The following is an 18,495-nucleotide window of genomic DNA, read 5'->3' on the forward strand; positions in this document are numbered from 1 at the left end:
TGCCGCGAGGGGAACCTCGAAAAGCAACAGGCCCCTATAGCTCAGTCGGTAGAGCGTCTCCATGGTAAGGAGAAGGTCAACGGTTCGATTCCGTTTGGGGGCTCCAGAACAAAGGCCCCGCCCATTCGGGCGGGGCCTTTCGCATGCCCTGGCTCAGTCCGTGTGGGGCTCCGGGACGCGCATCGCGAGGATCGCCATGTCGTCGGACGGGGCGTCGGAGGCGAAGCGCTCCACCGCGCGCATGATGCGGGCGGCCACCGCGCCCGCCGTCAGGCCCGTGCAGGTAGTGAGCACGTCGGCGAGGCCGTCGTCGCCCAGCATGCGGGTGCCCTCGCGGCGTTCGGTGACGCCGTCGGTGACGCAGAGAAGGACGTCGCCCGGATCGAGGGTGACCGTCTGCTCGTACAGCTCCAGGTCCTCGATGACGCCGAGGAGGGGCTGGGGTTCGGCGGCAGGCTCGACCGTGCCGTCCTGGCGGAGACGCAGGGGGAGCGGGTGGCCGGCACAGACCACCTTGAGCTCCGCGCTGCCGTCCTCCTGCGGGCGCATCTCGCCGTACAGCAGCGTGAGGAAGCGGCTGCGGGCGCCCTCGTCGAGGATGGCGGAGTTGAGGCGCTCCAGGACCGCAGGGCCGCTCAGCCCCTCCCGGGCGAGCAGGCGCAGGGCGTGTCGGGCGAGGCCGGTGACGGCGGCCGCGTTGGGGCCCGTACCGCAGACGTCGCCGATGGCGAAGCCGTACGCGTCGTCGCTGATGGGGAAGAGGTCGTAGAAGTCGCCGCCGACCTCGTTGCCCTCGCCGGCCGCGCGGTAGATGACCTCCACCTCGACGCCGTCGATGACGGGCAGCTCCGGGGGCAGGAGGCTGCGCTGGAGGGACTGGCTGATGGCCGTGCGCTCCGAGTACAGCCGGGCGTTGTCCAGGGCCAGGGCGGCGCGGCGGGACAGGTCCTCGGCGAGTTCGAGGATCTCCTGGCGGAAGTGGTCGTCGGTGGGCTTGCCCAGGGTCAGCATGCCGATGACGCGGTTGCGGGCGACCAGGGGCAGGACGACGGTCTCGCCGCCGACCGCGGAGGCGGTGGCGAGGGTCGGACCGATGCCGGTGCTCAACTGCGGGGTCGGGCCGCCGCTGAGGCCGAGGTCCCGCATGGAGGTGCGCAGCGCCGCCTGGTGGGCCATCTCGGCGGGGGCCGTCCACACGCGGGCGCCCGGGGTGGGCACCGGGTCGGGCGGGGCGATCTTCGACAGCAGGGACTTGATGCCGTCGATGAGCTCCTCGTCCTCGTGCAGGACGTAGGAGAGGTACGGGTCCGAGGCCTGGTCGGCGATCGTGTAGACCGCGCACCAGGTGGCCAGGGTCGGGACCGTCATCTGGGCCATCAGGGCCAGCGTCTGGTCGCGGTCGAGGGTGCCGGCGAGGAGGTCGGAGGCCTCGACGAGGAAGCTGAGCGAGCCGCGGCGCAGCCGCTCCAGCTCGCCGAGGCGCGCCGACTCGACGGCCAGCGCGATGCGGTCGGCCGCGAACTGGAGGCGCAGCGCCTCCTCGTTGGAGTACCGGCCGGGGGCCTCGGCGGCGACGCCGAGCGAGCCGGTGAGACGGCCCTCGACCTTGAGCGGGACGGTGACGACCGAGCGCATGCCCGTGCTGTTGAGCAGCGGGACCGCGCCGGGGACCGCCTCCAGGTCGTCGTGGACGGCGGGCATGCGCGCCGAGCCGTAGCGGCCGGGTCCGGCCTCGACGGGGACGCGGGCGAAACGCTGACGTGCGGAGGGCAGGCCGGTGGAGGCGCGGACCTCCAACTCCGTTTCGTCGTCGGTCGCCAGGAGCAGGAAGGCGGCGTCGGCGTCGAGCATGTCGCGGGCGCGTTCGACCGTGCGCTGGAGGAGTCCGTCGAGGTCGTCCGGCGCGGGGGAGCCGATGAACACCTCGAAGGGGTCCGCGCTCTGCCCTTCGGAGGACGGGGAGTCGGCGGCCGGCACGCGCAACGGGGTCTGCAGTACCGCGCGTTCGTGGTCGCGCACGAGGAGGCAGACCGTGGAGGGCTCGCCGTCGGCGTCGCGGACGCGCAGGTGGGAGGCGTAGACCGGGGTCACCCGGCCGTTGGCGCCCCGCATGCCGTAGCTGCCCTCCCAGCGGGAGAGCTGGAGTGCCTCGGCGATTCCGGTGCTGGTGCCGGGGGTGTGCGGCCAGGCGGCGAGGTCGGTGAGCGGCTTGCCGGTGACCTGGTCGCCGGAGTAGCCGAAGAGGTCCTCGGCGTCCTCGTTCCACGACGTGACGGCGCCGGTGCGGTCGATCTGGACGACGGCGACGCGGACCCGGCCGTCCGCGAGCGGCAGCAGGGCGGCCGGCAGGGCGGGACCGGCGGCGCGGGTGCCGACCGGACGCTCGGGCAGATGGAGGTGGAACCAGACGTTCTTCAGGGTGGGCGTGTACTCCACGCCCCAGCGGTCGGCCAGGGCCGCGCACAGCTGGAGGCCGCGGCCGCCCTCGCGGTCGAGGCTGCCCATGTTGGCGGGAGAGCCCTGGAGGGGGACCTCGCGCTCCGGATAGTGGTCGGCGACCTCGATCCGTACGCCGTCGTCACTGCGCAGGCAGACCACGTCGGCGGTGGTGCCGGCGTGGACCACGGCATTGGTCACCAGTTCACTGGTGAGCACCACGGCGTCGTCGACGATGTCCGCATGGCCCCAGCCCTGGAGCGTGTCGCGGACGAAAGACCGGGCGCTCGCCACGGATCGTCCGACGGGCTCGAAGCTGGCGGCCGCGCGCGCGGTGATCACAGAACTCCTCGACCCTCTCTCCCCGTGCACGGCCTCATGGCCGACCGGCTCGTGCCGCTGCTGCGGCAGCCCACCCGTCGGCCCGGGATCCGGGGGCTGCTCCCCCGGGATCAGTCCGGTGGTCATTCCGGCCGCCCCTCCGATGCCCGCTCGTCTCCGTGCCACCGCCCAGACCGGACGGACCGGTTTGGCTGGACAGCCGTATGCAAGGTTACTTACCTTCGCCGTCCATCCGAATGCCGGTCTGCAGTGTTTCCGCCCAGAGGGTGTGCGGACGATGTGCGAAGCTGCCGAACTGTTATGGCCTGGTTCGGCCGGGGTGAAACACTGGGCAAGCTGCTTATGAAGGTCCGGGCAGGTGAATGCGCGCCGAGTCGCGTGGGCAGCAGCCCTGGAAGCGGTCCGGCGTGCCGGACCGGATCGCCCGGCAGTGCGGGAAGTCCCGGCAGTACGGGAAGTCCCGGCAGTACGGGAAGTAAGCGGCAGGAACCGGTCCGCCGAGTGTGGGCGGCCGGGCACAGCGGTATCGGTCGACCCCTGCGGGAGGGACACAGTGGAGTCTGGCGCAGCGACGCGGACCACGAAGACGCGCGCGAAAGGCGGACAGTCCCTGAGTAACCAGGGCAAATCGCGGGGTGGCGGCGCACGGAGCGGCAGTACGACGGTGGACACGGCCGCGCTGAACCGGCTGCTCGCGGCGCTGGTGTCCATGCGCGAGGGGAACTTCCGCAGGCGGCTCACGGTGTCCGGCGACGGCGTGATGTCGGAGATCGCCGCGGTCTTCAACGAGGTGGCCGACCGCAATCTGCACCTCACGGGTGAGCTGGCCCGGGTGCGGCGCGTGGTCGGACGTGAGGGAAAACTCACGGAGCGGCTGGAGACCGGCGCCTGCGAGGGGTCCTGGGCGGCCGCGATCGACCACTCGAACGCGCTGGTGGACGACCTCGTACGGCCCGTCTCCGAGGTCAGCCGGGTGCTGTCGGCGGTGGCGGACGGCGACCTGTCGCCGCGCATGGAGCTGCGCACGCAGAACGACGAGGGCACCGGGCAGCCGCTGCGCGGTGAGTTCCTGAAGGTCGGCCGGACCGTGAACAACCTGGTCGACCAGCTGTCGACGTTCACGGACGAGGTCACCCGGGTGGCCAGCGAGGTCGGCACCGAGGGCAAGCTGGGCGGTCAGGCCCGGGTGCGCGGAATGTCCGGGTCGTGGAAGGACCTGACGGACTCCGTCAACACGATGGCGTACCGGCTCACCGCCCAGGTGCGGGACATCGCGCTGGTCACGACGGCGGTGGCCAAGGGCGACCTGTCCCGGAAGGTCACGGTGCACGTGGCCGGCGAGATGCTGGAGCTGAAGAACACCGTCAACACGATGGTGGACCAGCTCTCCGCGTTCTCGTCCGAGGTGACGCGCGTCGCCCGCGAGGTGGGCACGGAGGGCGCCCTGGGCGGGCAGGCGCAGGTGCCGGGCGTGGCCGGGGTGTGGAAGGAGCTGACCGACTCCGTCAACACCATGGCCGGGAACCTGACGGCCCAGGTGCGGGAGATCTCGCACGTGACGACGGCGGTCGCCAACGGCGACCTGTCGAAGAAGGTGACGGTCCCGGCCCGGGGCGAGGTCGCGCAGCTCGCCGAGACGATCAACCAGATGACCGAGACGCTGCGGATCTTCGCGGACGAGGTCACGCGCGTGGCGAACGAGACCGGTGGCGAGGGGCAGCTCGGCGGGCAGGCGAACGTGCCGGGCGCGGCCGGCATCTGGAAGGACCTGACGGACTCCGTCAACACGGTCTTCCGGAACCTGACCACGCAGGTGCGGGACATCGCGGCGGTGACGACGGCGGTGGCCAGCGGTGACCTGTCGCAGAAGGTCACGGTGGACGTGGCCGGCGAGATGCTGGAGCTGAAGAACACCGTCAACACGATGGTGGACCAGCTCTCCGCGTTCGGTGCCGAGGTCACGCGGGTGGCCCGGGAGGTCGGTGTCGAGGGTGAGCTGGGCGGCCAGGCGCAGGTGCCGGGGGCGGCGGGGACGTGGAAGGACCTGACGGACTCCGTCAACACCGCGTTCCGCAACCTCACCGGTCAGGTGCGGAACATCGCCCAGGTGACGACGGCGGTGGCCAACGGCGACCTGTCGCAGAAGGTCACGGTGGACGTCTCCGGCGAGATGCTCCAGCTGAAGAACACCGTGAACACGATGGTGGACCAGCTCTCCAGCTTCGCCGACCAGGTGACGCGGATGGCCCGGGACGTGGGCACGGAGGGGCGCCTGGGCGGTCAGGCACGGGTCGACGGCGTGTCGGGGACCTGGAAGGAGCTGACGGACTCCGTCAACTCCATGGCCGGCAATCTGACCTCCCAGGTCCGCAACATCGCCCAGGTGACGACGGCCGTGGCGCGCGGCGACCTGTCCCAGAAGATCGACGTCGACGCGCGCGGCGAGATCCTGGAGCTGAAGAACACCATCAACACGATGGTCGACCAGCTCTCCAGCTTCGCCGAGCAGGTCACCCGGGTCGCCCGTGAGGTAGGCACGGAGGGCCGCCTCGGCGGTCAGGCGCAGGTGCCCGGGGTCGCCGGTGTGTGGCGGGACCTGACCGACTCGGTGAACGGCATGGCCGGCAATCTCACCGCGCAGGTCCGCAACATCGCGCAGGTCGCGACAGCGGTGGCCCGCGGTGACCTGTCCCAGAAGATCACCGTGGACGCGCGCGGGGAGATCCTGGAGCTGAAGAACACCCTGAACACGATGGTGGACCAGCTGTCGTCGTTCGCCCAGGAGGTCACGCGCGTCGCGCGCGAGGTGGGCACCGAGGGCATCCTTGGCGGCCAGGCGGAGGTGCAGGGCGTCTCCGGTACCTGGAAGGACCTCACGCAGTCCGTGAACGGCATGGCCAACAACCTGACCATGCAGGTGCGCAACATCGCCGAGGTGACGACCGCGGTCGCCAAGGGTGACCTGTCGAAGAAGATCACCGTCGACGCCAAGGGCGAGATCCTCGAACTGGTCACCACCGTCAACACGATGGTGGACCAGCTGTCGTCCTTCGCCGAGCAGGTCACGCGGGTGGCCCGCGAGGTGGGTACGGAGGGCATCCTGGGCGGCCAGGCGAGCGTGCCCGGTGTCGTGGGCATCTGGAAGGACCTCAACGACAACGTCAACCTGATGGCCAAGAACCTCACGGTCCAGGTGCGGAACATCTCCCAGGTGGCCGCGGCCGTCGCCAACGGAGACCTGACGCGGACGGTGACGATCGAGGCGCGCGGCGAGGTGGCGCAGCTCGCCGACACGTTCAACACCATGGTGCGGACGCTGCGGTCCTTCGCCGACCAGGTGACCAAGGTGGCCCGCGAGGTGGGCACCGACGGCATCCTGGGCGGCCAGGCGCAGGTGCCGGGCGTGTCGGGGACGTGGAAGGACCTCACCGAGTCGGTGAACCAGATGGCGTCGAATCTGACCGGCCAGGTGCGCAACATCGCCATGGTCACCACGGCGATCGCGAAGGGCGACCTGACCAAGAAGATCGACATCGACGCACGCGGCGAGATCCTGGAGCTGAAGACGACCATCAACACGATGGTGGACCAGCTGTCGTCCTTCGCCGAGGAGGTCACCCGCGTCGCCCGTGAGGTGGGCACGGAGGGGCAGCTCGGCGGTCAGGCACGCGTGCGGGACGTCGACGGCACCTGGCGCGACCTGACGGAGTCCGTGAACGAGATGGCCGGGAACCTCACCCGGCAGGTGCGGGCCATCGCGCGCGTGGCGACCGCGGTGACCCGCGGCGACCTGAACCTGAAGATCGACGTGGACGCCTCGGGTGAGATCTCCGAGCTGCAGGACTACATCAACAAGATGATCGCCAACCTGCGCGACACCACGATCGCCAACAAGGAGCAGGACTGGCTGAAGGGCAATCTGGCCCGGATCTCCGGCCTCATGCAGGGCCGCCGCGACCTCCAGGACGTGGCCTCGCTGATCATGAGCGAGCTGACGCCGGTGGTCTCCGCCCAGCACGGGGCGTTCTTCCTCGCGATGCCCCTGGTGGACGGGCAGGAGCAGGCGGGCGCCGAGGGCGACGCGTACGAGCTGCGCATGCTGGGGTCGTACGGCTACTCGATGGGGTCCATGCCCACCTCGTTCCGGCCGGGCGAGGCGCTGGTCGGCACGGCCGCCCAGGAGAAGCGCACGATCCTCGTGGAGAACGCGCCGAGCGGTTACCTGAAGATCTCCTCCGGGCTCGGCGAGGCGCCGCCCGCGCAGGTGATCGTGCTGCCGGTGCTGTTCGAGGGGCAGGTGCTCGGTGTCATCGAGCTGGCGTCCTTCACGCCGTTCACGCACATCCAGAAGGACTTCCTGAACCAGATCGCCGAAATGATCGCGACCAGCGTCAACACCATCTCCGTGAACACCAAGACGGAGGTGCTGCTGAGCCAGTCGCAGGAGCTGACCGAGCAACTGCGGGAGCGGTCGGAGGAGTTGGAGCAGCGGCAGAAGGCGCTCCAGTCGTCCAACGCCGAACTGGAGGAGAAGGCCGAGCTGTTGGCGCAGCAGAACCGCGACATCGAGGTGAAGAACACCGAGATCGAGGAGGCGCGGCAGGTCCTGGAGGAGCGTGCCGAGCAGCTCGCGGTCTCCATGCGGTACAAGAGCGAGTTCCTGGCCAACATGTCGCACGAGCTGCGCACACCGCTCAACTCGCTGCTGATTCTGGCCAAGTTGCTCGCGGACAACGCCGACGCGAACCTGACCCCGAAGCAGGTCGAGTTCGCCGAGACGATCCACGGCGCCGGCTCCGACCTGCTCCAGCTCATCAACGACATCCTCGACCTGTCGAAGGTCGACGCGGGGAAGATGGACGTCTCCCCGACGCGCATCGCGCTCGTCCAGCTCGTGGACTACGTGGAGGCCACCTTCCGGCCGCTGAGCGCGGAGAAGGGCCTGGACCTGTCGGTGCGGGTGTCGCCGGGCCTGCCCGCCACCATGCACACCGACGAGCAGCGGCTGCTCCAGGTGCTGCGCAACCTGCTGTCCAACGCGGTGAAGTTCACCGACTCGGGCTCCGTCGAGCTGGTCATCCGGCCGGCCCGGGACGAGGTCCCGAAGGCCATCCGGGAGCAGTTGCTCGAGGCCGGCTCGATGAACGACCCGGACGCCGAGCTGATCGCGTTCTCCGTGAGCGACACGGGCATCGGGATCGCGGCCAGCAAGATGCAGGTGATCTTCGAGGCGTTCAAGCAGGCCGACGGCACCACGAGCCGCAAGTACGGCGGTACGGGCCTCGGGCTGTCCATCTCGCGGGAGATCGCGCAGCTGCTCGGCGGCGAGATCCACGCGCAGAGCGAGCCGGGCCGCGGGTCGACCTTCACGCTCTACCTGCCGCTGCACCCCAGCGAGCTGCCCCCGCACGGCTACCAGCAGCCGCTGCCCTCGGTGGAGGCCGGTGAACTGCCGACGTCCTCGGGTGCCGTGGCCGAGCTGCCCGGTGTCGGGGTCGAGACGCCGGCCGAGGTGAAGTCGTACCAGGACTCGCAGAACGGCGCGGCCGCGCTGTTCCGGCGCCGTCGCAAGCCGGCCGCGGACACCGAGGACCGGCCCGAGGCGCGGGAGCGGCAGCCGGGCGCCGGGCAGGAGACGGTCCCGCAGGGGCACCGGGGGGTCCGGTTCGGCGGGCAGAAGGTGCTGATCGTCGACGACGACATCCGCAACGTCTTCGCCCTCACCAGCGTCCTGGAGCAGCACGGGCTGTCCGTGCTGTACGCGGAGAACGGGCGTGAGGGCATCGAGGTGCTGGAGCAGCACGAGGACGTGGCGGTCGTCCTGATGGACATCATGATGCCCGAGATGGACGGATACGCGACGACCACGGCGATCCGGCGGATGCCCCAGTTCGTCGGCCTGCCCATCATCGCGCTGACCGCGAAGGCGATGAAGGGCGACCGGGAGAAGGCGATCGAGTCGGGCGCCTCCGACTACGTGACCAAGCCGGTCGACCCCGACCACCTGCTGACGGTGATGCAGCAGTGGATGCGCGAGGAGTGAGCCCGGCGAGCCCGGAGAGCCGGGGGGGACCCCGAGCGTCGGGGGAGCCGGAGCGTCGGGGGACCCCGAGCGTCGGGGGAGCCGGTGGCGGCCGCGGGGCCGGGCGGGAAGTGATCGGTACGTCCGGCCCCCGGGCCCGTAGTACGTTCGGGCAGGGTCTCCTCGTACGTACGGGCACCTTCCGTGCGACTCGCTCGGACGGTGTGCGAACGTGGGGTGTGTGTAAACGGCGGGAACCTTCGGGGGCCGCGCGAAGTCGCTGACCCAGCGTGCCCGAAGCCGTGTAGAAGTACGGGATTCGGGGAACCTTCTGGTCTCCCGCAGCGTTTCTGCTATGAGCACAGTGACATCACGGTGACAGGGTGTGGCGACAGGCGGGGTGCGGCTACGATGACCGGCACAAGGACGGGCGGCGCAAGGGAGCCGTCCCCGGAGGCGGCACCCGCCGGTGCCGTGCCAAGTCCTGTGGACAGGGGAGGCCCCACGCCGGGGCGAGGAGGGCGGGCCATGGTGCAGAAGGCCAAGATCCTCCTGGTCGATGACCGGCCGGAGAATCTGCTTGCGCTGGAGGCGATCCTCTCGGCGCTCGATCAGACGCTGGTGCGGGCATCGTCCGGGGAGGAAGCGCTCAAAGCACTGCTCACGGACGACTTCGCGGTCATTCTGCTGGACGTCCAGATGCCGGGCATGGACGGCTTCGAAACCGCCGCGCACATCAAGCGGCGGGAGCGGACCCGGGACATCCCGATCATCTTCCTCACGGCGATCAACCACGGGCCCCACCACACCTTCCGCGGGTACGCGGCAGGCGCCGTGGACTACATCTCCAAGCCGTTCGACCCCTGGGTGCTGCGCGCCAAGGTCTCGGTCTTCGTCGAGCTGTACATGAAGAACTGCCAGCTGCGGGAACAGGCGGCCCTGCTGCGCCTCCAGTTGGAGGGCAACGACAAGGCCGCGGTCGGCGAGGCCAAGGAGCCGGCGGGGCTGCTCGCCGAGCTGTCGGCGCGGCTGGCGGCCGTCGAGGAGCAGGCGGAGGCGCTGTCCAAGCAGCTCGGCGACGAGTCGACGGACGCGGCCGCGGTGGCGACGGCCGCCCACCTGGAGCGCAAGCTCACCGGGCTGCGGCGGGCACTGGACGCCCTGGAGCCGGGCTCGTCCGGCGGTCAGACCGCCGTCAACTGACGTCGCAAGCGCCCCTGCTGTCGCGAGCCTCGTCGCGGCCGCCCGTGCGGCCCCGTCCGTGAAGTGGCCTGTGAGAGGGCCCGTGAGGGCTTGTCAGGGGCTGTACCGGAGGCGTCAGTTCCGCCCCGTGCAGCGGCGACACGAACGGGTGAAGCGGTAGGCACACGTGTCGACCGCCGTCTCCCCCGGTAACCTCACACCCATGGCCTCACGTCCCTCCGCAGCCAAGAAGCAGCCAGCGAAGAAGGCGGCCGCTCCCGCGAAGGGTCCGGCCAAGAAGGCCGCCGCGAAGAAGGCGCCCGCGAAGAAGGCACCCGCCAAGAAGGCCGCGGCGAAGAAACCCGCGCCCAAACCGGCTCCGAACCCCACCGGCGGCGTCTACCGGCTGGTGCGCGCGCTCTGGCTGGGCCTCGCGCACGGAGTGGGCGCCGTCTTCCGCGGCATAGGGCAGGGCGCCAAGAACCTCGACCCCGCCCACCGCAAGGACGGCGTCGCCCTGCTGCTGCTCGGCGTCGCGCTGATCGTCGCCGCGGGCACCTGGGCCGACCTCAAGGGCCCCGTCGGCGACCTCGTCGAGATCCTCGTGACCGGCGCCTTCGGCCGGCTCGACCTGCTCGTGCCGATCCTGCTCGGCGCCATCGCCGTACGCCTCATCCGGCACCCCGAGAAGCCCGAGGCCAACGGACGGATCGTGATCGGCCTGTCCGCGCTCGTCATCGGCGTGCTCGGCCAGGTGCACATCGCCTGCGGGTCACCGGCCCGCAGCGAGGGCATGCAGGCCATAAGGGACGCCGGCGGCCTCATCGGCTGGGGTGCGGCCACTCCGCTGTCGTACACGATGACCGACATGCTGGCCGTGCCGCTGCTCGTGCTGCTCACCGTCTTCGGGCTGCTCGTCGTCACGGCCACCCCGGTCAACGCGATCCCGCAGCGGCTGCGGCAGCTCGGGGTGCGGCTCGGCGTGGTTCACGAGCCGGAGACGGACGAGTTCGCCGACGACGACGAGCGCTACGACGAGCAGTGGCGCGAGGCACTGCCCGCGCGGCCCCGCAAGCGCGCCCAACCGGCCGCAGCCGAGCCGTACGACCCCGACGCGGCCGAGCAGGAGGCGCTCGGCCGGCGCCGCGGCAGGCCCCGGCGGTCCGCCGTGCCGCAGCCCGAGATGAACCGTCCGATGGACGCCGTGGACGTCGCCGCAGCCGCCGCCGCCGCGCTCGACGGCGCCGTACTGCACGGGATGCCGCCCTCCCCGCTGGTCGCCGACCTCACCCAGGGCGTGAGCACCGGGGAGCGCGAGTCCACCACCCCGACGCCCACGCCGGTGCCGGCCGCGCGGCCGCAGCCCGGGAAGCTCAAGAAGGACGCCACGAAGGCGACCGAACGGGAACCGGCGGGCGGTGCGGTCCCCGACCTCACGAAGACGCCGCTGCCCAAGGAGCGGGACCTGCCGCCGCGCGCCGAGCAGCTCCAGCTCTCCGGCGACATCACCTACTCCCTGCCGTCCCTCGACGCCCTCACGCGCGGCGGACCCGGCAAGGCGCGCAGTGCCGCCAACGACGCCATAGTCGCCTCGCTGACCACCGTCTTCACCGAGTTCAAGGTCGACGCCGCCGTCACCGGTTTCACCCGCGGCCCGACGGTCACGCGCTACGAGGTCGAGCTGGGCCCCGCCGTGAAGGTCGAGCGGATCACCGCACTGACCAAGAACATCGCCTACGCCGTCGCCAGTCCCGACGTGCGGATCATCAGCCCGATCCCCGGCAAGTCCGCCGTCGGCATCGAGATCCCCAACACCGACCGGGAGATGGTCAACCTCGGCGACGTACTGCGCCTCGCGGAGTCCGCCGAGGACGACGATCCGATGCTGGTCGCCTTCGGCAAGGACGTTGAGGGCGGCTACGTCATGCACTCGCTGGCGAAGATGCCGCACATGCTGGTCGCCGGTGCCACCGGCTCCGGCAAGTCGTCCTGCATCAACTGCCTGATCACCTCGATCATGATGCGGGCGACCCCGGAGGACGTCCGGATGATCCTGGTCGACCCCAAGCGCGTCGAGCTGACCGCGTACGAGGGCATCCCGCACCTGATCACGCCGATCATCACCAACCCGAAGCGTGCCGCCGAGGCGCTCCAGTGGGTCGTGCGCGAGATGGACCTGCGCTACGACGACCTCGCCGCCTACGGCTACCGGCACATCGACGACTTCAACCGCGCGGTGCGCGAGGGCAAGGTCAAGCCGCCCGAGGGCAGCGAGCGCGAGCTCCAGCCGTACCCGTACCTGCTGGTGATCGTGGACGAACTGGCCGACCTGATGATGGTCGCCCCGCGTGACGTCGAGGACGCGATCGTGCGGATCACGCAGCTCGCGCGCGCGGCCGGCATCCACCTGGTGCTGGCCACCCAGCGGCCCTCCGTGGACGTCGTCACCGGCCTGATCAAGGCCAACGTGCCCTCCCGGCTCGCCTTCGCCACCTCCTCGCTCGCCGACTCCCGGGTCATCCTCGACCAGCCCGGCGCCGAGAAGCTGATCGGCAAGGGCGACGGCCTCTTCCTGCCGATGGGCGCGAACAAGCCGACCCGTATGCAGGGCGCGTTCGTGACCGAGGAGGAGGTCGCGACCGTCGTCCAGCACTGCAAGGACCAGATGGCGCCGGTCTTCCGCGAGGACGTCACGGTCGGCACCAAGCAGAAGAAGGAGATCGACGAGGACATCGGCGACGACCTCGACCTGCTGTGCCAGGCGGCCGAGCTGGTCGTCTCCACCCAGTTCGGGTCCACCTCGATGCTCCAGCGCAAGCTGCGGGTCGGCTTCGCGAAGGCCGGGCGGCTGATGGACCTGATGGAGTCGCGGAGCATCGTCGGACCGAGCGAGGGTTCGAAGGCTCGTGACGTTCTCGTGAAGCCTGACGAGCTGGACGGCGTGCTCGCGGTGATCCGTGGGGAGTCTGAAGGGTAGGGGCGGGTAGGCGGAGGGTTCGCCGACGTTCCTCCGGCGGTGGGGCACGACGGCCGGGCGGCCGATCGTGACTCACCCGTTAGGGATCATTGAGCAACCGTTTCCCCAGGCCCTACGTCAAGTTGAGGGAAGTGACAAACAGGTAGTCCACCATCGGGGTGCCGGGCCATTCCGATGGCGTAAAGGTCGTACCGCCCGGTTGCCCCACCCGTTTGCACCCCCCCTAGACTGAACGCCCAGCACAGGCGGCTAAACGCTCGAAAGGCGCCCCCGTGTCCAACGGCAACTCCCCTGAAGACGAGCGTCCGATCGAAGACGTGTCCCACGACGCCCCTGACGACGTTTCCGAGGAAGCCCGCCCCTCCGTCGGCCACGCCCTCAAGCAGGCCCGGATCGCCGCCGGGCTGACCGTCGACGACATCACCACCGCCACCCGGGTCCGCATCGCCATCGTGCACGCCATCGAGGCGGACGACTTCGCGCCCTGCGGCGGCGACGTCTACGCGCGCGGTCACATCCGCACCCTGGCCAAGGCCGTCGGGCTCGACCCGGCCGAACTGCTCGCGCGGTTCGACGCCGAGCACGGCGGGCGCCCGGCGCCGACCCCCGCCGCGCCCCTGTTCGAGGCGGAGCGCATCCGCCCCGAGCGGCGCGGACCCAACTGGACCGCCGCCATGGTCGCCGCGATCGTCGCCGTGATCGGTTTCGTGGGATTCACGTTCGTCAAGGGCGGCGACGACGGCGGCAACGAGGCGAGCGTCGCCGAGGGGGCCCAACCCTCGTCCGGCGAGTCCGCCTCGTCGAGCGCCAAGCCCAAGAAGCCCGCCGACCCCAAGCCGGAACCGAGCGACAGTGCCATCGCCGCCGCGCCCGCGGACAAGGTGACCGTCAAGGTCAGCGCCACCGAGGGCCGCAGCTGGATCTCCGCCCAGGACCACAATGGCCGGCTGCTCTTCGACGGACTGCTCAAGCAGGGCGACTCCAAGACCTTCCAGGACAACGAGAAGGTCAAACTCGTCCTCGGCGACGCCGGAGCCATCCAGCTCTACGTCAACGGCAAGAAGATCGAGGACGACTTCCGGCCCGGCGCGGTCGAGCGCCTGACGTACACGAAGGGCGACCCGCAGGTCGGATAGGCGACGCGGGGGACGAGTCGACACGGGGTTGGCCGAGATCGGCCAACCCCGTCGACGTGGGCTGTCGGCGGGACGAAGTAGTCTTGAGCCCATGCCTGAAAGCCGTACCGTCGCACTCGTCACCCTTGGCTGCGCCCGTAACGAGGTGGACTCGGAGGAGCTCGCAGGCCGTCTGGAGGCGGACGGCTGGAAGCTCGTCGACGACGCCGAGGAAGCGGACGTCGCCGTCGTGAACACGTGCGGCTTCGTCGAGGCCGCCAAGAAGGACTCCGTGGACGCCCTCCTGGAGGCCAACGACCTCAAGGGCCACGGAAGAACGCAGGCCGTCGTGGCGGTGGGCTGCATGGCCGAGCGCTACGGCAAGGAGCTGGCCGACGCCCTCCCGGAGGCCGACGGCGTCCTCGGCTTCGACGACTACGCCGACATCTCCGACCGCCTGCAGACCATCCTGAACGGCGGCATCCACGCCGCCCACACCCCGCGCGACCGGCGCAAGCTGCTGCCGATCAGCCCCGCCGAGCGGCAGGAGGCCGGCGCCTCGGTCGCCCTGCCGGGGCACGGCCCGACCGACCTGCCCGAGGGTGTCGCCCCCGCCTCGGGGCCCCGTGCGCCGCTGCGCCGCCGGCTGGACGGCTCCCCGGTCGCCTCGGTGAAGCTGGCCTCGGGCTGCGACCGCCGCTGCTCCTTCTGCGCCATCCCGTCCTTCCGCGGCTCCTTCATCTCGCGCCGCCCCAGCGACGTGCTCAACGAGACGCGGTGGCTGGCCGAGCAGGGCGTCAAGGAGATCATGCTGGTCTCCGAGAACAACACCTCCTACGGCAAGGACCTCGGCGACATCCGGCTCCTCGAGTCGCTGCTGCCGAACCTGGCCGAGGTCGACGGCATCGAGCGGGTGCGGGTCAGCTACCTCCAGCCGGCCGAGATGCGCCCCGGCCTGATCGACGTGCTGACCTCCACCGAGAAGGTCGTGCCCTACTTCGACCTCTCCTTCCAGCACTCCGCGCCGAACGTGCTGCGCGCCATGCGCCGCTTCGGCGACACCGACCGCTTCCTGGAACTGCTCGACACCATCCGGAGCAAGGCCCCCGAGGCCGGCGTGCGCTCCAACTTCATCGTCGGCTTCCCCGGCGAGTCCGAGGCGGACCTCGCCGAGCTGGAGCGGTTCCTGAACCACGCCCGTCTCGACGCCATCGGCGTCTTCGGGTACTCCGACGAGGAGGGCACCGAGGCGGCGACCTACGGCGACAAGCTGGACGAGGACGTCGTCGCCGAGCGGCTGGCGCACGTCTCCCGCCTCGCCGAGGAACTGGTCTCGCAGCGGGCCGACGAGCGCGTCGGCGCGACCGTGCGGGTACTCGTCGAGTCCGTGGACCCGGCCGACGACGGGGACGGCGTCCGCGGCCGCGCGGAGCACCAGGCGCCCGAGACGGACGGCCAGGTGCTGCTCACGAGCGGCGCGGGCCTGAGTGTCGGTCGTATGGTCGACGCGAAGGTGGTCGGTACGGAGGGTGTCGACCTGGTGGCCGAACCGCTGCCGGGATCGCCCGAGTGGAGTGAGGAGGCCGGCAGATGACCGGAGTCCCGGCGTCCGCGGCGGGCGGCTCCTCCAGTGCGCGCAGGGCCGGTCCGCGGGGCGCCGCCGGCGCGGCACAGGAACCGGGCGACTGTACGAACCCGGGGGGCGCCGTGGACCGGGGCACGGCGGAACGGGGCGCGACCGAGGGCGGTGCGGCCGGACGCGGTGGCAAGATCGCGGCGGCCGCCGTCAACCAGGCGAGTGTCTGGAACGTCGCCAATCTGCTGACGATGCTCCGGCTGCTCCTGGTGCCGGCCTTCGTCGCGCTCATGCTCGGCAACGGCGGGTACGACCCGGCCTGGCGCTCCTTCGCCTGGGCCGCCTTCGCCATCGCCATGATCACGGACCTCTTCGACGGGCACCTGGCGCGCACCTACAACCTCGTCACCGACTTCGGGAAGATCGCCGACCCCATCGCCGACAAGGCGATCATGGGCGCGGCGCTCATCTGCCTGTCCGCGCTCGGCGACCTGCCGTGGTGGGTGACGGCCGTCATCCTCGGCCGGGAACTCGGGATCACCGTCCTGCGTTTCGTTGTCATCCGGTACGGCGTCATCCCCGCGAGTCGGGGCGGCAAGCTCAAGACGCTCACCCAGGGCATCGCCGTCGGCATGTACGTCCTGGCGCTGACGGGGCCCCTGGCCACCCTGAGGTTCTGGGTGATGGCGGCGGCGGTCGTCCTGACCGTCGCGACCGGCCTGGACTATGTAAAGCAGGCCATTGTGCTGCGCCGCCGGGGAATCGCCGAACGCAGAGCGGCGTTGAAGGGGACGGAAGGTTGAGCTCCACGGCCGCCGACGTGGTGCGACTACTCACGGTCAGGGGCGAGACCCTCGCGGTCGCCGAGTCACTGACGGGTGGAATGGTCGCCGCCGCGCTCACGGCGGTCCCCGGGGCGTCCAAGGCCTTCCGGGGCTCCGTCACCGCGTACGCCACGGAGCTGAAGCGGGAACTGCTCGGCGTCGACGGCGAGCTGCTCACGGCGCGCGGGGCGGTGGATCCGCAGGTCGCCGCCCAGATGGCGGCGGGCGTACGCACGGTGCTGGGCGCCGACTGGGGTATCGCGACCACCGGCGTGGCCGGCCCGGACCCGCAGGACGGGCAGGCCGTGGGGACGGTTTTCGTAGCCGTGGACGGGCCCTCCGGGGCCGAGCAGGGTTGCGCCGATGGCGGAAAAGTGGAGGCGCTGCGGTTGAACGGCGACCGCGCGGAAATTCGTATGGAGAGTGTACGGAGCGTACTCGCACTTCTTTTGAGGGAGCTTGCGAGCGAACAGACCGGGAATGAGCGGGCACAGGATACGGAACGGAACGGGGGGTTTTGATGTTTGCAGCCCTGAGTGAACACGACATCGCTCCCCGCACGGCCGCGGCGCGAGGCGGTACGGTGGGGCGTGAAGGATGCGGTTACACGGTCCGAGGAGGGAGCCACCGATGATTCTGCTCCGTCGCCTGCTGGGTGACGTGCTGCGTCGGCAGCGCCAACGCCAGGGCCGTACTCTGCGCGAAGTCTCCTCGTCCGCCCGAGTCTCACTCGGCTATCTCTCCGAGGTGGAGCGGGGGCAGAAGGAGGCTTCTTCCGAGCTGCTCTCCGCCATCTGCGACGCGCTGGACGTACGGATGTCCGAGCTCATGCGCGAAGTGAGCGACGAACTCGCCCTTGCCGAGCTGGCCCGGTCCGCCGCGGCGACGCCCAGCGAGACCGTACCGGCACCGGTGCGCCCGATGCTGGGTTCCGTCTCGGTGACCGGTGTGCCACCGGAACGCGTGACCATCAAGGCGCCCGCCGAGGCAGTGGACGTCGTCGCCGCCTGAGCGCCCGAGAACGTGTGCGTGTGAGGCCCCGGCCAGGGGTCGCTCCGGAGACCGGAGTGACGAGGCCGGGGTTTTCGCATGTCCGGAGGCGTCCGGCGGGCGGGCGTGAGCGGCCCGGCGGCGTCCGACCTGCGGGCGTGAGCGGCCCGGGCGCTGCTGCCGCCGGTTTGCCGGTCGGTGTGGAGGCGGTCATCGTGGAGGGAGATGGCCGGGGGGCGAACCGACGGAGGCGTGGATGTACGTCGTGAAGAGCCCGTTGTCCGACGCGGACCTGAAGACCGTCTCCGAGGCGTTGCAGGGCGCCCTCGTCGACCTGGTCGACCTGTCCCTGGTGGCGAAGCAGATCCACTGGAACGTGGTCGGCCCGCGCTTCCGCTCCGTACACCTCCAGCTGGACGAACTCGTCGGCACCGCCCGCACGCACTCGGACACCGTGGCGGAACGCGCCTCGGCGCTCGGCGTCTCCCCGGACGGACGGGCCGCGACGGTCGCCGTCGGCAGCGGCATCGACGTGACCCCCGAGGGCTGGGTCGACGACACCACCGCCGTGCAGACCATCGTGGACGCGCTGGGCGCGGTGATCGGGCGGATGCGCGAGCGGATCGCGGCGAGCGATGAGCCCGATCCCGTGAGCCAGGACATCTTCATCCAGATCACGGCCGACCTCGAGAAGCAGCACTGGATGTTCCAGGCCGAAAACGGATGACGCGGGATGGTCTCGGCGCCGACGGCCCGCCGGGCGGCCGCGCTGGGCCTCGGCGTGCTGTGGTGGTGGGCCGTGCTGCGCCTGGCGCTGGAGCCCGGCGCCGGGGTGCTCGAAGGGGCGGTCGCGGTCGGCGGCTGGGGGCTGAGCGTGCTGCCGGTGCACTGTGTGCCACGGCGCCGGGCCGTGGGAGCGCTGGGTGCGGGACGGTGGAGACGGGCCCTGCGCGGGACACGGACGCGGGGACCGGCCCGGACCCGCCCGGACGGGCGCTGACCTTTACGGCGAGTGCCTGGAGGAGTAACGT

General features: G+C 70.7%; 11 protein-coding genes and 1 tRNA gene. 11 read left to right on the forward strand and 1 reads right to left on the reverse strand.

What is annotated here, in order from left to right:
• Positions 1 to 30: 30 nt before the first annotated feature.
• Positions 31 to 106, forward strand: a tRNA-Thr gene (locus C4J65_RS25660).
• Positions 107 to 153: 47 nt separating this feature from the next.
• On the opposite strand, the gene C4J65_RS25665 is transcribed toward C4J65_RS25660, so the two are convergent.
• Entirely contained in the window at positions 154 to 2,904 is a 2,751-nt protein-coding gene (locus tag C4J65_RS25665) for a SpoIIE family protein phosphatase (protein ID WP_115744507.1), read from the reverse strand.
• Between the two features lie 427 nt (positions 2,905 to 3,331).
• Here C4J65_RS25665 and C4J65_RS25675 point away from each other — a divergent pair, with 427 nt between their 5' ends.
• The 10 genes from C4J65_RS25675 (at position 3,332) to C4J65_RS25720 (ending at position 18,464) form a co-directional block, all read left to right on the forward strand.
• Entirely contained in the window at positions 3,332 to 8,821 is a 5,490-nt protein-coding gene (locus C4J65_RS25675; protein WP_115744508.1) for a HAMP domain-containing protein, read from the forward strand.
• Between the two features lie 507 nt (positions 8,822 to 9,328).
• Complete coding sequence (locus C4J65_RS25680; RefSeq protein WP_115744509.1) at positions 9,329 to 10,003, forward strand: response regulator; 675 nt, start codon at positions 9,329 to 9,331, stop codon at positions 10,001 to 10,003.
• 202 nt (positions 10,004 to 10,205) lie between these two features.
• Complete coding sequence (locus tag C4J65_RS25685; protein WP_205351061.1) at positions 10,206 to 12,959, forward strand: DNA translocase FtsK; 2,754 nt, start codon at positions 10,206 to 10,208, stop codon at positions 12,957 to 12,959.
• Positions 12,960 to 13,231: 272 nt separating this feature from the next.
• Complete coding sequence (locus C4J65_RS25690; RefSeq protein WP_115744511.1) at positions 13,232 to 14,095, forward strand: helix-turn-helix domain-containing protein; 864 nt, start codon at positions 13,232 to 13,234, stop codon at positions 14,093 to 14,095.
• Positions 14,096 to 14,186: 91 nt separating this feature from the next.
• Complete coding sequence (rimO, locus tag C4J65_RS25695) at positions 14,187 to 15,668, forward strand: 30S ribosomal protein S12 methylthiotransferase RimO (protein ID WP_115744512.1); 1,482 nt, start codon at positions 14,187 to 14,189, stop codon at positions 15,666 to 15,668.
• Positions 15,665 to 16,453 (forward strand): CDP-diacylglycerol--glycerol-3-phosphate 3-phosphatidyltransferase, encoded by a 789-nt coding sequence (gene pgsA, locus C4J65_RS25700; protein ID WP_115744513.1) that lies wholly within the window; start codon positions 15,665 to 15,667, stop codon positions 16,451 to 16,453. Before rimO ends, pgsA begins: the two co-directional genes overlap by 4 nt.
• Positions 16,450 to 16,995 (forward strand): CinA family protein, encoded by a 546-nt coding sequence (locus C4J65_RS25705; protein WP_115744514.1) that lies wholly within the window; start codon positions 16,450 to 16,452, stop codon positions 16,993 to 16,995. The genes pgsA and C4J65_RS25705 overlap by 4 nt, the downstream gene beginning before the upstream one ends.
• 109 nt (positions 16,996 to 17,104) lie before the next feature.
• The gene (locus C4J65_RS25710) at positions 17,105 to 17,485 is read left to right on the forward strand and encodes a helix-turn-helix transcriptional regulator (protein ID WP_003973269.1); all 381 of its coding nucleotides are present in this window, start codon (positions 17,105 to 17,107) and stop codon (positions 17,483 to 17,485) included.
• A gap of 235 nt (positions 17,486 to 17,720) precedes the next feature.
• A complete protein-coding gene (locus tag C4J65_RS25715) occupies positions 17,721 to 18,191 on the forward strand; it encodes a DNA starvation/stationary phase protection protein (RefSeq protein WP_115744515.1) in 471 nt (156 codons plus the stop codon).
• A gap of 6 nt (positions 18,192 to 18,197) precedes the next feature.
• Entirely contained in the window at positions 18,198 to 18,464 is a 267-nt protein-coding gene (locus C4J65_RS25720; RefSeq protein ID WP_115744516.1) for a hypothetical protein, read from the forward strand.
• Positions 18,465 to 18,495 lie beyond the last annotated feature (31 nt).

Origin of the sequence: Streptomyces sp. CB09001, assembly GCF_003369795.1 — a bacterium.
In the GTDB taxonomy this organism is placed as follows: domain Bacteria; phylum Actinomycetota; class Actinomycetes; order Streptomycetales; family Streptomycetaceae; genus Streptomyces.

What these genes read in the sequence shown, in the direction of transcription:
- C4J65_RS25680 (WP_115744509.1), top strand. Translation starts at nt 9,329, where the DNA reads ATGGTGCAGAAGGCCAAGATCCTCCTGGTCGATGACCGGCCGGAGAAT.
- C4J65_RS25685 (WP_205351061.1), top strand. Translation starts at nt 10,206, where the DNA reads ATGGCCTCACGTCCCTCCGCAGCCAAGAAGCAGCCAGCGAAGAAGGCG.
- C4J65_RS25710 (WP_003973269.1), top strand. Translation starts at nt 17,105, where the DNA reads ATGATTCTGCTCCGTCGCCTGCTGGGTGACGTGCTGCGTCGGCAGCGC.
- C4J65_RS25665 (WP_115744507.1), bottom strand. Translation starts at nt 2,904, where the DNA reads ATGACCACCGGACTGATCCCGGGGGAGCAGCCCCCGGATCCCGGGCCG.
- C4J65_RS25720 (WP_115744516.1), top strand. Translation starts at nt 18,198, where the DNA reads ATGGTCTCGGCGCCGACGGCCCGCCGGGCGGCCGCGCTGGGCCTCGGC.
- pgsA (WP_115744513.1), top strand. Translation starts at nt 15,665, where the DNA reads ATGACCGGAGTCCCGGCGTCCGCGGCGGGCGGCTCCTCCAGTGCGCGC.
- C4J65_RS25715 (WP_115744515.1), top strand. Translation starts at nt 17,721, where the DNA reads ATGTACGTCGTGAAGAGCCCGTTGTCCGACGCGGACCTGAAGACCGTC.
- rimO (WP_115744512.1), top strand. Translation starts at nt 14,187, where the DNA reads ATGCCTGAAAGCCGTACCGTCGCACTCGTCACCCTTGGCTGCGCCCGT.